We start from the raw sequence: 14,440 nt of genomic DNA, 5'->3' as shown, positions 1-14,440 counted from the left end.
ATGAGCTCGCATGCGAACAATGCAAGCATTGTAAGAAAAGCGTGATTTCCGATGTGATCAATACTGGCTTGAATTTTTATGAATAAAAAGGCTGTTGCGATATTTTTATTCAAAAATAAAAGAAAAATCCAGCCAGATTTACATTTTTGAAGATGTGAAGCGGGCCATCTCTTCCGCCACGGCGCGCTCGACCGTTTCGGTGAGGGCGTCGCGCAGGCCTTCCCTGACGCGCTGCATCACGATATCGGAAAGATGGTCCAGCGCCAGCGCCATCTGGTCTTGCAGGTGTTGGTGCAGCACGGTATCGACGCGCTCCAGCAGGCTTTGCAGGACGTTTTCGCGGATTTCCTGTTCCCATTGGCGGTATTGCTCGGCGGCCGGGGTGACCGGGGTGACCGGGGACATGGGCGTCATCACCGGGGCGGCCGCTGCCGGTGCCTGGTAATGGGTGTTGGCGGGCTGGGTGTGGAAGGCGCCCGGTTGCATGGGGGCGGCGTAATCCGGGGCCGGGGCCAGCGGGATGACCTCGGTGAGCAGGGGAATGCTGTTGTCGTCGTGATTCATGGCGTGAGCGGGCGGGGCGGGCTCAGGCGGCCACATGGTGCGAGAGGGGGTAGCCGCGTTCCTTGTAGAAGCGGTAGCGGTCACGGCCGGCCGCCTTGTCGGCGTCGTCGGCGGAAATGATTTCCAGCAGGCGTTCGAAGCGCGCGAAATGCGCGGGCGTGTCGCTGCCCAGGTTGATGAGGATCTGGTGGTGCGGCAGGTCGGTGCTGTCGTCGGCAGTCAGGATGATGGGCGTCTGCGCGGCCAGCGGGTCGCCGGCCATCACGTGGGGCAGGAAATCCTGCTCGGAGAAGCTCCAGAGCGCCTGGTCGAGCTGCTGCAACTCGGCGCGGTCGGGGGTGCGCAGCACCAGGTTGGCGCCGGAAGCGCGCGCTTTGCGCACCAGACGGCACACGTAGGCGATCTTTTGCGGGACGTTGCTGTGAAAGTCGATTCGGGTCATCCCGCCAGTATAGTGGGTCGCGGTGCTGCATGCCATCGGGATGGGGCAAACAAAAACGGCCCGCCTTGGAGGCGGGCCGTCATCAAGAGCCGTGTTGCGGGGCGCAAGCAGGCTTAAGCCGCCATCCCGCTATGCCGCAGCAAGGCATCAATGCTCGGCTCCCGTCCCCGGAACGCCTTGAAGGACTCGATGGCCGGACGTGAACCGCCCACGGCCAGGATTTCCTGCTGGAAGCGGCGACCGGTTTCCAGCGAAATCACGTTGCCGCTGCTGGCCGCCGCTTCCTCAAACGCGCTGTACGCATCCGCCGACAGTACTTCAGCCCACTTGTAGCTGTAGTAGCCCGCTGCATATCCGCCCGCGAAGATATGCGAGAAGGAATGCTGGAAGCGGTTGAATTCCGGCGGGCGGATCACGGCGATGCGGTCGCGCACGCTGTCGAGCAACTGCTGTACGGTCTGCTGGCCACCGACTTCATATTCATGGTGGATCAGCATGTCGAACAGCGAAAACTCCACCTGGCGCAGCATCTGCAGGCCGGACTGGAAGTTCTTGGCGGCGATCATCTTGTCATACAGCGCGCGCGGCAGCGGCTCGCCGGTCTCGGCATGTGCGGTCAGCTGCTGCAGCACATCCCATTCCCAGCAGAAGTTTTCCATGAACTGCGAGGGCAGTTCCACCGCATCCCACTCCACGCCGGAAATGCCGGACACGCCCACCTCATCTACTTGCGTGAGCATGTGATGCAGGCCATGGCCGAATTCGTGGAAGAGGGTGATCACTTCATCATGCGTGAACAGGGCCGGCTTGGCCACGCCATCGACCACCGCAGGTTCGGTGAAATTGCAGACCAGGTAAGCGATCGGTGTCTGTACGCCTTGCGCGGTCAGGCGGCGGGCGCGGGCGTCATCCATCCAGGCGCCGCCACGCTTGCCGGCGCGGGCATACAGGTCCAGGTAGAACTGGCCGACCAGCTGGCCGTCACGTTCAATGCGGAAGAACTTCACATCCTTGTGCCAGACCGGGGCATTATCGGGCTTGATCTGCACGCCGAAGAGCTGCTGCGCCACCTGGAACAGGCCGCCGACCACCTTGGGCTCGGGGAAGTATTGCTTCACTTCCTGTTCCGAGAAGGCGTAGCGCTGCTCGCGCAGCTTTTCGGAAGCGTAGGTGCTGTCCCAGGCCTTCAGTTCGTCCAGGCCCAGCTTTTCACGGGCGAAGGTCTTCAGTTCTTCATAATCCTTCTGGCCGAATGGGCGGGCGCGCTGGCCCAGGTCTTCCAGGAAGGCGATCACTTCGCTGGGCGACTTGGCCATCTTGGCCACCAGCGACACTTCGGCGAAGTTGGCGTAGCCCAGCAATTGCGCTTCTTCCTTGCGCAGTTGCAGGATCTGGTCGATGTTGCCGCTGTTGTCCCATTCCGGCTTGACGCCCAGCTCGGACGCCTTGGTGGCGTTGGCGCGGTAGATCTTCTCGCGCAGCGCGCGATTGTCTGCATATTGCAGTACCGGGAAATACGAGGGGAAGTGCAGCGTGAACTTGTAGCCGGGCTTGCCATCCTTCTCTGCGGCGGCACGTGCAGCTTGCTTCACATCGGCCGGCAGCCCCGACAATTCGGCCTCGTCCTCCACGAAGAGGGCGAAATCATTGGTCGCATCCAGCACGTTTTCGGAGAAACGGGTGGTCAGCATGGCCTGCTTTTCCTGGATCTCGGCGAAGCGTTCCTTCTTGTCGTCGGCCAGTTCGGCACCGGACAGGCGGAAATCGCGCACGGCATTGTCGACCACCTTGCGGCGCGCGGCCGACAAGGAGGCGAAGGCCGGGCTGGCCTGCAGGGCCTTGTACTTCTCGAACAGCGCCAGGTTCTGGCCCAGCGAGGTCCAGAATTCCACCAGGCGCGGCTGGTTCTCGTTGTAGGTGGCGCGCAGGGCCGGGGTGTCCATCACCGAATTCAGGTGACCAACCACGCTCCAGGCGCGGCCCAGCTTTTCGGTGGCGGACTCCAGCGGTTCGACGAAATTGTCCCAGGTGACTTCGGCCATCGGTGCTTCCAGTTCGGTGACCAGGCGGCTGGCGTCGGCCAGCAGCTTGTCCAGGGCCGGCGTGACGTGCTCGGGCTGGATGGCATCGAACTGGGCATAGCCCGAGAAATCGAGCAGGGGATTGGCGGCGATGTCAGTGGTGGTCATGGGCTCTCGTTTCTCTGAAAACATCCGGCAGCCGGGCTGCCGGAGGGTAATGCGCTAAGGGTGTGCCGATCAGCTGCGTTCGGCCGCTTCGATGGTGTTGACCAGCAGCATGGTGATGGTCATCGGACCCACGCCACCCGGCACCGGGGTGATCCAGCCGGCAACTTCCTTCGCATTGGCGAAATCGACGTCGCCGCACAGCTTGCCGTTGTCGTCGCGGTTCATGCCGACATCGATGACGACGGCGCCAGGCTTGACCATGTCGGCGGTGACGATGTTGCGCTTGCCGGTGGCCACTACCAGGATGTCGGCCTGGCGGGTGTGGTGGCCGAGGTCACGGGTCTTGGAGTTACAGATAGTGACGGTGGCACCGGCTTGCAAGAGCAACATGGCCTGCGGCTTGCCGACGATGTTCGATGCACCGACCACCACCGCATTGGCGCCACGCACCGGGTAGTCGATCGATTCCAGCATCTTCATGACGCCATAGGGGGTGCAGGGGCGGAACAGCGGCTGGCCGGTCATTAGCAGGCCGGCATTGCTGACGTGGAAGCCGTCCACGTCCTTTTCCGGGGCGATGGCTTCGATCACCTTGTGGGCATCGATATGGGCCGGCAGCGGCAGCTGCACCAGGATGCCGTTGATCTTGGGATCGCCGTTGAGGGCGTCGATGCGGGCCAGGAGCTCGGCTTCCGTCATCGAGGCTTCATATTTTTCCAGCACGGAGTGCAGGCCGTTGTCCTGGCAGGCCTTGACCTTGTTGCGCACGTAGACCTGGGAAGCCGGGCTGTCGCCCACCAGGATCACGGCCAGGCCGGGTTGCTTGCCTTGGGCGGTGAGGGCGGCGGCGCGCTTGGCCACTTCGGCGCGCAGTTGTTGGGAGAGCAGGTTTCCGTCGATCAGTTGGGCAGACATGGCAGATAAGGCTTTAGAAAGTGAAGGGCAGGGCTGGAAAGAAGGCGCCCGGTCAGGCCGGGACCACTCGAACTCAAGGCGCAAAGCACCGGAACCCGTGATTATAAAGCCAGGCGGTGAGCGGGACGAAATGCTGGCGCACGACGGCATGTTGCTGGATTGCAAATACTTTTGCGTCAATTTCCTTCATATTGGCATTTGGGGTGGCGCACGACGGGGATTTGCAATTTCGGTTATGCTCCCGCATCCTGAAGCCCCAGCTGCTAATAGTTACTACATAGCGACAAGAACCAAGGACTACCGCATGACCGATCTCCTCACCCGCCGCCTGCAACAGCTTTCCCAGCCGCACCATCTTGCGCTGCTGGGGCAGGGCCTGCGCGGCGTGGAACGGGAGACGCTGCGCGTGGATGCCCAGGGCCATCTGGCCCGCACGCCGCATCCGCCGGCGCTGGGTTCGGCCCTGACCAATGACCTGATCACCACGGATTATTCCGAGTCGCTGCTGGAATTCATCACCCCGGCCATGCCCGACATCGCCGATGCCCTGCAGCGCCTGGACGAGATCCACCGCTTTGCCTATGCCAAGCTGGATGGCGAATTCCTGTGGAATGCCTCGATGCCCTGCGTGCTGCCGCCGGAAGACGAGATTCCCCTGGCCTGGTACGGCAGCTCGCACATCGGCATGCTGAAGCACGTCTACCGCCGCGGCTTGGCGCTGCGCTATGGCCGTACCATGCAGTGCATCGCCGGTATTCACTACAACTTCTCTTTAAGTGAAGACCTGTGGGAAGTCCTGCGGGACGGCGACGACACCGTCGATCCCTCCCTGTCGCGCCGCGATTACCAGTCCGAGCGCTACATTGCCCTGATCCGCAACTTCCGCCGCTACAGCTGGCTGCTGATGTACCTGTTCGGTGCTTCGCCAGCGGTGGCGACCAATTTCCTGCGCGGCCGGCCGCACCAGCTGGAGACGCTGTCCGACGATACGCTTTTCCTGCCCTACGGCACCAGCCTGCGCATGAGCGATCTGGGCTACCAGAACCACGCCCAGGCCAACATCACCCCGCACTACAACAACCTGCCGGCTTACATCCGCAGCCTGGCGCACGCGGTCAGTGAGCCGTATCCGCCATATGAAGCCATCGGCACCAAGCGGGATGGTGAATGGGTGCAGATCAATACCAACATCCTGCAGATCGAAAACGAGTTCTACTCGTCGATCCGCCCCAAGCGCGTCATCAACAGCGGCGAGCGCCCGGTGCAGGCGCTGTCGGCGCGCGGCGTGCAGTATGTGGAAGTGCGCTGCATGGACATCGATCCCTTCAATCCGCTGGGCATTGGCCTGGAAGCGGCGCGTTTCCTGGATGTTTTCCTGCACTTCCTGGCGCTGGAATCGAGCTGCCTGACCTCGGACGAGGAGGGCGTGGAAAACCGCGCCAACTTCCTGGCCACCGTCAAGGAAGGGCGCCGCCCCGGCCTGCAGCTGCAGTTCAAGGGCGAAAGCCTGCTGCTGACCGACTGGGGCCAGCAACTGCTGGATCGCATGGAGCCCGTCGCAGAACTGCTGGATCGCCATCTCGGCGGTAGCCAGCACCGCGACAGCCTGGCCGTGCAACGCGCCAAGCTGGCCGATCCCGACAGCACCCCCTCGGCGCGCGTACTGCGTGAGATCCGCCAAGCCGGCAATTCCTTCCCGGCCTATACCCTGGCCAACAGCCAGCGCCAGGCCGATGAACTGATTGCCCGGCCGCTGTCGCCCTCCAGGACGGCCGACTTCGTGGCCATCGCCCAGGCTTCGCTGGATGCCCAGCGCGACATCGAGCGCACCCAGGTCGGCGACTTCGATACCTTCGTGGCAGCCTATCGGGCCAGTACCCTGGGCAATATCGCCATCTGATTCAGGACATTGCCCTTCATTTATAGTGGGCAATTCCTGAAGATCAGCCAAACCGCTACGCCTCGTCCCTCGACGAGGCGTTTTTGCTTGTCGGTCGGAAAGGCAGGTCATTGCTGCCTTGGCAATTCTTTTCATTCACTTTTATGGTGCGAAAACTGCCTTTTCAGGCAGTCCCGGCAGCCATTGCGGCATTGCAAACAGGGCAAGGAACCCCTGTTTACAGGGGAATATAGTAAAAATACGAGGCCTTGGAAGCCCCTGTTCATGCCGCTTTGCAGCATATTTTCACATTATGAAATTGATTATCGTAATTTGAAAATCAAAAATTCCCTGATAAAATTCGTCGTCCACACGGCTGGAAGACCGTACATTTAAGCCTGTTTCGCCTCCAACGCCTTGCCCCACGGGCCGGGAAGGATTGCAGCACAGGCAACACATGGCGCTTTTCCTGCAACACCTGCCGGCGGCATTGCGTACCGAATGAACCGACCGACCCGCCTGGTCCACCCGACCGGACGGATCTCTCAACAACCAGGAGACATGACATGTCAGCCCAAATCGATCAAGTTCTGGCGCAGGCCGCCAACGATCCCGATGTGATGGAAACCCAGGAGTGGCTTGACGCCCTCGAAGCCGTGATCGAAAAGGAAGGCCCGGACCGCGCCCACTACCTGATGGAACGCATGGTCGATCTGGCGCGCCGCCGTGGTGCCCACATCCCCTTCTCCAGCAACACTGCCTACGTCAACACCATTCCGGCCGACCAGGGCGAGCACTGCCCGGGCAACCTGGAATATGAAGAGCGCCTGCGCTCCTGGATGCGCTGGAACGCCATGGCCATGGTGGTCAAGGCCAACCGCGTCGATGGCGACCTGGGTGGCCACCTGTCCTCCTTCGCGTCGCTTGCCAACATGCTGGGCATCGGCTTCAACCACTTCTGGCACGCCCCCACCGAAGACCACGGTGGCGACCTGCTGTACATCCAGGGCCACTCCTCGCCCGGTATCTACGCCCGCGCCTTCCTGGAAGGCCGCCTGAGCGAAGACCAGCTGATCCACTTCCGCCGCGAAGCCGATGGCCATGGCCTGTCGTCCTACCCGCACCCCAAGCTGATGCCGGAATTCTGGCAGTTCCCGACCGTCTCGATGGGCCTGGGTCCCTTGATGGCGATCTACCAGGCGCGTTTCCTGAAGTACCTGCACGCCCGTGGCATCGCCAAGACCGACAACCGCAAGGTCTGGGCCTTCTGTGGCGACGGCGAAATGGACGAACCGGAATCGATGGGCGCCATCGGCATGGCCGGCCGTGAAAAGCTGAACAACCTGGTCATCGTGGTCAACTGCAACCTGCAACGCCTGGACGGCCCGGTGCGCGGCAACGGCAAGATCATCCAGGAACTGGAGTCGGACTTCCGCGGCGCCGGCTGGAACGTCGTCAAGGTCATCTGGGGCAGCGGCTGGGACGAGCTGCTGGCCAAGGACAAGGACGGCATCCTGCAGAAGGTCATGATGGAAACCGTCGACGGCGAGTACCAGAACTACAAGGCCAAGGACGGCGCCTTCGTGCGCAAGCACTTCTTCGGCAAGCATCCGAAGCTGCTGGAAATGGTCTCCAAGATGTCCGACGACGACATCTGGCGCCTGACCCGTGGCGGCCACGACCCGCACAAGATCTACGCTGCCTTCAAGGTCGCCCAGGAATCCAAGGACCAGCCGACCGTGATCCTGGCCAAGTCCATCAAGGGCTATGGTTTCGGCAAGGCCGGCGAAGCGCGCAACACCGCGCACAACACCAAGAAACTGGACGACGAAGCCATCCGCGCCATGCGCGACCGCTTCCAGCTGCCGATCTCGGACGCGGACCTGCCCAGCATCCCGTTCTTCAAGCCGTCTGACGACGCGCCGGAAATGCAGTACCTGCACGAGCGCCGCAAGGCCCTGGGCGGCTACCTGCCGCAGCGCCGCGTCCACGCTGACGAAAAGCTGCCAGTGCCGGAACTGTCGGCCTTCCAGGCCATGCTGGAGCCCACCGCCGAAGGCCGTGAGATCTCCACCACCGCCGCCTACTCGCGCGTGCTGACCGCACTGCTGCGCGACCCCAACCTGGGCCCGCGCGTGGTGCCCATCATGGTCGACGAGTCCCGTACCTTCGGTATGGAAGGCCTGTTCCGCCAGATCGGCATCTTCAGCCAGGTCGGCCAGCTGTACGAACCGGTCGACAAGGACCAGGTGATGTACTACCGCGAAGACAAGGCCGGCCAGATCCTGCAGGAAGGCATCAACGAAGCGGGCGGCATGAGCTCGTGGATCGCTGCGGCGACCTCGTACTCGACCAACAACCGCGTGATGATTCCGTTCTACACCTACTACTCCATGTTCGGTCTGCAGCGTATCGGCGACCTGGCCTGGGCAGCGGGTGACATGCGCGCACGCGGCTTCCTGATCGGCGGCACCGCCGGCCGTACCACCCTGAACGGTGAAGGCCTGCAGCACGAAGACGGCCACAGCCACGTGTTCGCTTCGGCCATCCCGAACTGCATCCCCTACGACCCGACCTTCGCCCACGAAGTCGCCGTGATCATCCATGACGGCCTGCGCCGCATGGTGGCCAACCAGGAAGACGTGTTCTACTACATCACCGTGATGAACGAGAACTACGGCCACCCTGGCATCAAGCCGGGCCAGGAAGAGGGCATCATCAAGGGCCTGTACCTGTTGAACGAAGGCGGCAAGGAAAACAAGCTGCGCGTGCAGCTGCTGGGTTCGGGCACCATCCTGCGCGAAGTCATCGCCGCGGCCGACCTGCTGCGTGATGACTGGAAGGTCGACGCCGACGTCTGGTCCGCTCCGTCCTTCACCTTGCTGGCGCGCGATGGCCAGGACGTGGAACGCTGGAACATGCTGCACCCGGCCGAGGCCCCGAAGAAGAGCTACTTCGAGCAATCGCTGGAAGGCAGCGAAGGCCCGATCGTGGTCTCCACCGACTACATGCGCACCTATGCCGAGCAGGTCCGTGCCTTCGTGCCGAAGGGCCGTTCGTACAAGGTGCTGGGCACCGACGGCTATGGCCGTTCGGATACCCGCGCCAAGCTGCGTGAGTTCTTCGAAGTGAACCGCTACTTCGTGACCGTGGCCGCCCTGAAGTCGCTGGCCGATGAAGGCAAGATCAAGCCGGAAGTGGTGGCGCAAGCCATCGCCAAGTACGGCATCGATCCGAACAAGCCGAACCCGGTGACCCTGTAAGGACTGCCTGACCGACCATCCCCGCCTCAGCCTGCTGATCGCGGGGATGTGTCGTGTCTGGAACTGCCACCCAAGGGGAAGGTCTGCCACCCGATGATGTGATGGCTCAAGAAGCCAGCGTCGTGCGGCACATCCAGTACCTTCCCACCTGCGAATACTTCTCCCGGCCCAATGCCGGGGAACAGAACAACGGAGCGCATCAGATGAGTCAAGTCGAAGTAAAAGTCCCGGACATCGGCGATTTCAAGGAAGTCGAAGTCATTGAGGTGATGGTCAAGGTCGGTGACACGATCAAGGTCGACCAGTCGCTGATCACGGTTGAATCCGACAAGGCCAGCATGGAAATCCCGTCCAGCCAGGCGGGCGTGGTCAAGGAAATCAAGGTCAAGGTCGGTGACAAGGTCGCCGAAGGTTCGCTGCTGGTGATCGTCGAAGGCGAGGGCGCTGCAGCTGCTCCTGCGGCCGCACCGCAAGCGGCCGCTGCTGCTCCGGCAGCTGCGCAGGCTTCGGCCCTGGCCCCCGCTCCGGCTGCGGCTCCTGCCGCCGCTGGCGGCGGCACCGTCGAGATCGAAGTGCCCGACATCGGCGACTTCAAGGAAGTGGAAGTCATCGAAGTCATGGTCAAGGTGGGTGACACCGTCAAGGCCGAGCAATCCCTGTTGACCGTCGAATCCGACAAGGCCAGCATGGAGATTCCGTCCAGCCACGCCGGCGTCATCAAGGAATTGAAGATCAAGCTGGGTGACAAGGTTGCCAAGGGCAGCATCATCGCCACCATCGAAGCCGCAGGTGGTGCACCGGCAGCAGCTGCTCCTGCCGCCGCTGCTGCGCCTGCAGCCGCTCCGGCCCCTGCTGCTGCACCGGCTCCCGCCGCAGCCCCCGCACCGGCTGCCGCCGCCGTGCCTGCCATCGCTACCGCTTCGGCCACCAGTACCGGCGGCAAGGCCCACGCTTCGCCTTCCGTGCGCAAGTTCGCCCGCGAACTGGGTGTGGACCTCTCGCGCGTGCCGGCCACCGGTCCCAAGGGCCGCATCCTGCAATTGGACGTGCAGAACTTCGTCAAGGGCGTCATGGCCGGTTCCACCTCGGTGGCCGCTTCCGCACCGGCGACCAATGGCAGCGGCACGGGCATGAACCTGCTGCCGTGGCCGTCGCTGGATTTCAGCAAGTTCGGTGAAACCGAACTGCAACCGCTGTCGCGCATCAAGAAGATCAGCGGCCCCAACCTGCATCGCAACTGGGTGATGATCCCCCACGTGACGCAGTTCGACGAAGCCGACGTGACCGAGCTGGAAGAATTCCGCAAGACCTCCAACGACGCCTTCGCCAAGGCCAAGTCGCCGGTCAAGCTGACCATGCTGGCCTTCGTCATCAAGGCCAGCGTCTCGGCCCTGAAGAAATTCCCGGCCTTCAATGCGTCCCTGGACGAGAAGGGCGAGAACCTGATCCTGAAGAAGTACTACAACATCGGCTTCGCCGCCGATACCCCGAATGGCCTGGTGGTTCCGGTCATCAAGAACGCCGACCAGAAGAGCATCGGCCAGATCGCTACCGAAATGGGCGAACTGTCCGCACAAGCCCGCGACGGCAAGTTGAAGCCGGCCGACATGCAAGGCGCGACCTTCACCATCTCCTCGCTGGGTGGCATTGGCGGTACTGCCTTCACGCCCATCATCAATGCGCCGGAAGTGGCCATCCTGGGCCTGTCCAAGTCGATCACCAAGCCGGTGTGGGATGGCAAGCAGTTCGTGCCGCGCCTGATGCTGCCGACCTCGCTGTCCTATGACCACCGCGTCATCGACGGCGCCATGGGCGCGCGCTTCTCGGCTTATCTGGCCGACGTGCTGGGCGACCTGCGCAAGTCGCTTCTCTAAGCCACCACCGAACATTACGGAGTCAGGACAATGAGTCTCTCTGAAGTCAAGGTCCCCGATATCGGGGATTTCAAGGAAGTCGAAGTCATCGAGGTGATGGTCAAGGCCGGCGATACCATCAAGGTGGACCAGTCGCTGATCACGGTCGAATCCGACAAGGCCAGCATGGAAATCCCGTCCAGCCAGGCCGGCGTGGTCAAGGAAGTGAAGGTCAAGGTCGGCGACAAGGTCGCCGAAGGCTCGCTGCTGTTGCTGGTGGAAGCCGCTGGTGAAGCTGCGGCCGCACCGGCTCCTGCTGCAGCGCCTGCACCGGCTGCAGCGCCTGCTGCGGCAGCCGCTCCCGCTGCTGCGCCTGCCGCTGCCAGCTTCGGCGGCAGCGCTGATGTGCAGTGCGACGTGATGGTGCTGGGTGGTGGTCCTGGTGGTTACTCGGCCGCCTTCCGCGCCGCCGACCTGGGCCTGAACACCGTCATCGTCGAACGCGAAGCCACGCTCGGTGGCGTCTGCCTCAACGTCGGTTGCATCCCGTCCAAGGCGCTGCTGCACGTGGCCGCCGTGATCGACGAGACTGCCGCCATGGCCTCGCACGGTATCACCTTCGGCAAGCCCGAAATCGACATCGACAAGCTGCGCGCCTACAAGGACAAGGTCATCGGCACCATGACCGGTGGCCTGGCCGGCATGGCCAAGGCCCGCAAGGTACAGGTGGTCAATGGCGACGGCCAGTTCGCCGGGCCCAACCACATCGAAGTCACTGCAGCGGACGGCAGCAAGAAGGTGGTGCAGTTCAAGCACGCCATCATCGCCGCCGGTTCCTCGGTGGTGAACCTGCCGTTCGTGCCGCAGGATCCGCGCATCGTCGACTCGACCGGCGCGCTGGAACTGCGCCAGGTGCCCAAGCGCATGCTGGTCATCGGTGGCGGCATCATCGGCCTGGAAATGGCGACCGTCTATTCCACCCTGGGCGCGCGCATCGATGTGGTCGAGATGATGGACGGCCTGATGCAAGGTGCGGACCGCGACATGGTCAAGGTCTGGCAGAAGTTCAACGAGAAGCGCTTCGACAACGTCATGGTCAAGACCAAGACCGTGGCCGTGGAAGCCCTGCCCGAGGGCATCAAGGTCACGTTCGAAGCCGCTGAAGCCGGTGCCACCGCACCCGAGCCGCAACTGTACGACCTGGTGCTGGTGGCCGTGGGCCGCAGCCCGAACGGCAAGAAGCTGTCGGCTGACAAGGCTGGCGTGATCGTCTCGGATCGCGGCTTCATCGCTGTCGACAAGCAGATGCGTACCAACGTGCCGCACATCTTCGCCATCGGCGACCTGGTGGGCCAGCCCATGCTGGCGCACAAGGCGGTGCACGAAGGCCACGTGGCCGCCGAAGCGATTGCCGGCGAGAAGAGCTTCTTCGACGCCAGCGTCATTCCTTCGGTGGCTTATACCGATCCGGAAGTGGCATGGGTCGGCGTGACCGAAGACGAAGCCAAGGCCAAGGGTATCAAGATCGAGAAGGGCCACTTCCCGTGGGCCGCTTCCGGCCGCGCCGTGGCCAATGGCCGTTCGGAAGGCTTCACCAAGCTGCTCTTTGATGCTGAAACCCATCGCATCATCGGTGGCGGCATCGTCGGCACGCACGCAGGCGACATGATCGGCGAAGTGGCGCTGGCCATCGAGATGGGTGCGGACGCCGTCGATATCGGCAAGACCATCCACCCGCACCCGACCCTGGGCGAGTCCCTGGGCATGGCGGCGGAAGTGGCAGAAGGGCATTGCACCGACTTGCCGCCGCAGCGCAAGAAGTAAGCGCAGCGTCGTGCATGAAAAAAATGGCGGACCTTCGGGTCCGCCATTTTTTTCATGGGTTCACGGTTCACGCCTGCTTGATTGGTCGGCTAGAGCAACTTGCCCGGATTCATGATCAGGTTGGGATCAAACGCCTGCTTGATGCGCAGCATCAGTTCCATCTCCAGCGGCGATTTGTAGTGTCGCAGTTCATCGCGTCGCAATTGGCCCACGCCGTGTTCGGCACTGATGCTGCCTTGTTTCTCCGTCACCAGGTCGTGCACCAGCCGGTTCAACTGCAACGTGGCCTGCTGGACCTCTTCATACGAGGAGGACAACGGAATCATCACATTGAAATGCAGGTTGCCATCGCCCAGGTGGCCGAAATTGATGATCTCCGCCTGCAGCTCGCAAGCGGCAATCATGCGCTCGGCCTGCTCCACGAACTCGGCGATGGCCGAGATCGGTAGTGCGATGTCGTGCTTGATGAGCTTGCCCGCCCGCACCTGGGCCTGCGAAATGCCCTCGCGGATTTTCCACAGGGCGGCAGCCTGCGTGCCGTTGGTGCAGAGCATGGCGTCATTGACCAGGACATCTTCCATCGCTTGCCCGAGCAGTTCTTCCAGCATGGCCTGCAAGCCCAGGTCTTCGGTATCGGCCAGTTCGATGAGGGCGTTGTAGCGCGCCGGCTGGGCCAGTGGTGCGCGGGTATCGGTGACGTGCTGCAGCACCAGCGCCAAGGAGGCGGCCGACATCATCTCGAAAGCCACCAGCCGGTCGCCGCAGCGTGCCCGCGTGCGCGCGAGCAACTCTGCCAGCTGCGCCAGGCTGTCGCAGCCGACCCAGGCGGTAGCGCGCGCATGCGGTTGCGAAAACAGTTTCAGCACTGCACCAGTGATCACGCCCAGGCTGCCTTCGGAGCCAATGAACAGGTCGCGCAGGTCATAACCGGTGTTGTCCTTGCGCAGGCCGCGCAAGCCATTCCAGATGCGGCCATCGGGCAGGACCACCTCCAGCCCCAGCGCCAGCTCGCGCATGTTGCCAAAGCGCAGTACCGCAATGCCGCCGGCATTGGTGGCCAGGTTGCCGCCGATCGTGCAGCTGCCTTCGGCACCCAGGCTGAGCGGAAAGTAGCGCCCTGCGGCGCGCGCCGCGTCCTGCGCATGGGCCAGGATCACGCCGGCATCCACCGTCATGGTGTTGTTGATGGGGTCCACCGCGCGGATGCGGTTCATGCGCGTGGTCGAGAGAATCACCTGGGCACCGCTGTCGTCGGGCGTAGCGCCCCCACTCATGCCGGTGTTGCCGCCCTGGGTGACGATGGGGGTGTGGGTCCGGTGGCACAGGCGCACCACCTCGGCGGTTTGTGCGGTGTCGGCGGGGCGCACCACGACGGCGACCCGGCCATGCCACTTGTTGAGCCAATCCTTCACATACGAAGCCTGCTCCTCGGCCGCCGTGACCAGTCCCGCGTCACCCACGATGCTGCGCAGTTGCGCTATCAGTTGCTGGGTATTTTCATTCATATCGGT

General features: G+C 62.8%; 9 protein-coding genes. 4 read left to right on the top strand and 5 right to left on the bottom strand.

Annotation, left to right across the window (positions count from 1 at the left end; all coding sequences use genetic code 11):
- Window positions 1-138: 138 nt before the first annotated feature.
- From CEJ45_RS15280 to folD, 4 genes are all read right to left on the bottom strand, one after another.
- Window positions 139-564 (bottom strand): hypothetical protein, encoded by a 426-nt coding sequence (locus CEJ45_RS15280; RefSeq protein ID WP_088755939.1) that lies wholly within the window; start codon window positions 562-564, stop codon window positions 139-141.
- 22 nt (window positions 565-586) lie between these two features.
- Entirely contained in the window at window positions 587-1,006 is a 420-nt protein-coding gene (locus CEJ45_RS15275; RefSeq protein ID WP_088755938.1) for a DNA polymerase III subunit chi, read from the bottom strand.
- 113 nt (window positions 1,007-1,119) lie between these two features.
- Window positions 1,120-3,195 carry a M3 family metallopeptidase gene (locus CEJ45_RS15270; protein ID WP_088755937.1) on the bottom strand — a complete coding sequence of 692 codons (2,076 nt, stop codon included), beginning with the start codon at window positions 3,193-3,195 and terminating at the stop codon, window positions 1,120-1,122.
- Between the two features lie 69 nt (window positions 3,196-3,264).
- Window positions 3,265-4,110, bottom strand: coding sequence for a bifunctional methylenetetrahydrofolate dehydrogenase/methenyltetrahydrofolate cyclohydrolase FolD (gene folD, locus CEJ45_RS15265; protein WP_088755936.1), 846 nt, complete (start codon window positions 4,108-4,110; stop codon window positions 3,265-3,267).
- Window positions 4,111-4,414: 304 nt separating this feature from the next.
- On the opposite strand from folD, the gene gshA reads away from it, so the two are divergent.
- The 4 genes from gshA (at window position 4,415) to lpdA (ending at window position 12,929) form a co-directional block, all read left to right on the top strand.
- Window positions 4,415-6,010 carry a glutamate--cysteine ligase gene (gene gshA, locus CEJ45_RS15260; protein ID WP_088755935.1) on the top strand — a complete coding sequence of 532 codons (1,596 nt, stop codon included), beginning with the start codon at window positions 4,415-4,417 and terminating at the stop codon, window positions 6,008-6,010.
- A 545-nt stretch (window positions 6,011-6,555) separates the two neighbouring features.
- The gene (gene aceE / locus CEJ45_RS15255; protein ID WP_088755934.1) at window positions 6,556-9,252 is read left to right on the top strand and encodes a pyruvate dehydrogenase (acetyl-transferring), homodimeric type; all 2,697 of its coding nucleotides are present in this window, start codon (window positions 6,556-6,558) and stop codon (window positions 9,250-9,252) included.
- A gap of 203 nt (window positions 9,253-9,455) precedes the next feature.
- Complete coding sequence (gene aceF, locus CEJ45_RS15250) at window positions 9,456-11,126, top strand: dihydrolipoyllysine-residue acetyltransferase (RefSeq protein ID WP_088755989.1); 1,671 nt, start codon at window positions 9,456-9,458, stop codon at window positions 11,124-11,126.
- A 30-nt stretch (window positions 11,127-11,156) separates the two neighbouring features.
- Window positions 11,157-12,929 (top strand): dihydrolipoyl dehydrogenase, encoded by a 1,773-nt coding sequence (gene lpdA / locus CEJ45_RS15245; protein WP_088755933.1) that lies wholly within the window; start codon window positions 11,157-11,159, stop codon window positions 12,927-12,929.
- Window positions 12,930-13,018: 89 nt separating this feature from the next.
- On the opposite strand, the gene CEJ45_RS15240 is transcribed toward lpdA, so the two are convergent.
- Complete coding sequence (locus CEJ45_RS15240; protein ID WP_088755932.1) at window positions 13,019-14,434, bottom strand: FAD-binding oxidoreductase; 1,416 nt, start codon at window positions 14,432-14,434, stop codon at window positions 13,019-13,021.
- Window positions 14,435-14,440: the final 6 nt, after the last annotated feature.

The organism is Herbaspirillum aquaticum (assembly GCF_002213425.1).
GTDB classification, from domain to species: Bacteria; Pseudomonadota; Gammaproteobacteria; order Burkholderiales; family Burkholderiaceae_D; genus Herbaspirillum; species Herbaspirillum aquaticum.
This window is presented reverse-complemented; position numbering and strand designations above follow the sequence as displayed.

Bases quoted from the DNA above. Each gene is read 5' to 3' on its own strand.
- aceF (WP_088755989.1), top strand. From the start codon at position 9,456: ATGAGTCAAGTCGAAGTAAAAGTCCCGGACATCGGCGATTTCAAGGAA.
- CEJ45_RS15280 (WP_088755939.1), bottom strand. From the start codon at position 564: ATGAATCACGACGACAACAGCATTCCCCTGCTCACCGAGGTCATCCCG.
- lpdA (WP_088755933.1), top strand. From the start codon at position 11,157: ATGAGTCTCTCTGAAGTCAAGGTCCCCGATATCGGGGATTTCAAGGAA.
- CEJ45_RS15275 (WP_088755938.1), bottom strand. From the start codon at position 1,006: ATGACCCGAATCGACTTTCACAGCAACGTCCCGCAAAAGATCGCCTAC.
- folD (WP_088755936.1), bottom strand. From the start codon at position 4,110: ATGTCTGCCCAACTGATCGACGGAAACCTGCTCTCCCAACAACTGCGC.
- gshA (WP_088755935.1), top strand. From the start codon at position 4,415: ATGACCGATCTCCTCACCCGCCGCCTGCAACAGCTTTCCCAGCCGCAC.
- CEJ45_RS15270 (WP_088755937.1), bottom strand. From the start codon at position 3,195: ATGACCACCACTGACATCGCCGCCAATCCCCTGCTCGATTTCTCGGGC.
- aceE (WP_088755934.1), top strand. From the start codon at position 6,556: ATGTCAGCCCAAATCGATCAAGTTCTGGCGCAGGCCGCCAACGATCCC.
- CEJ45_RS15240 (WP_088755932.1), bottom strand. From the start codon at position 14,434: ATGAATGAAAATACCCAGCAACTGATAGCGCAACTGCGCAGCATCGTG.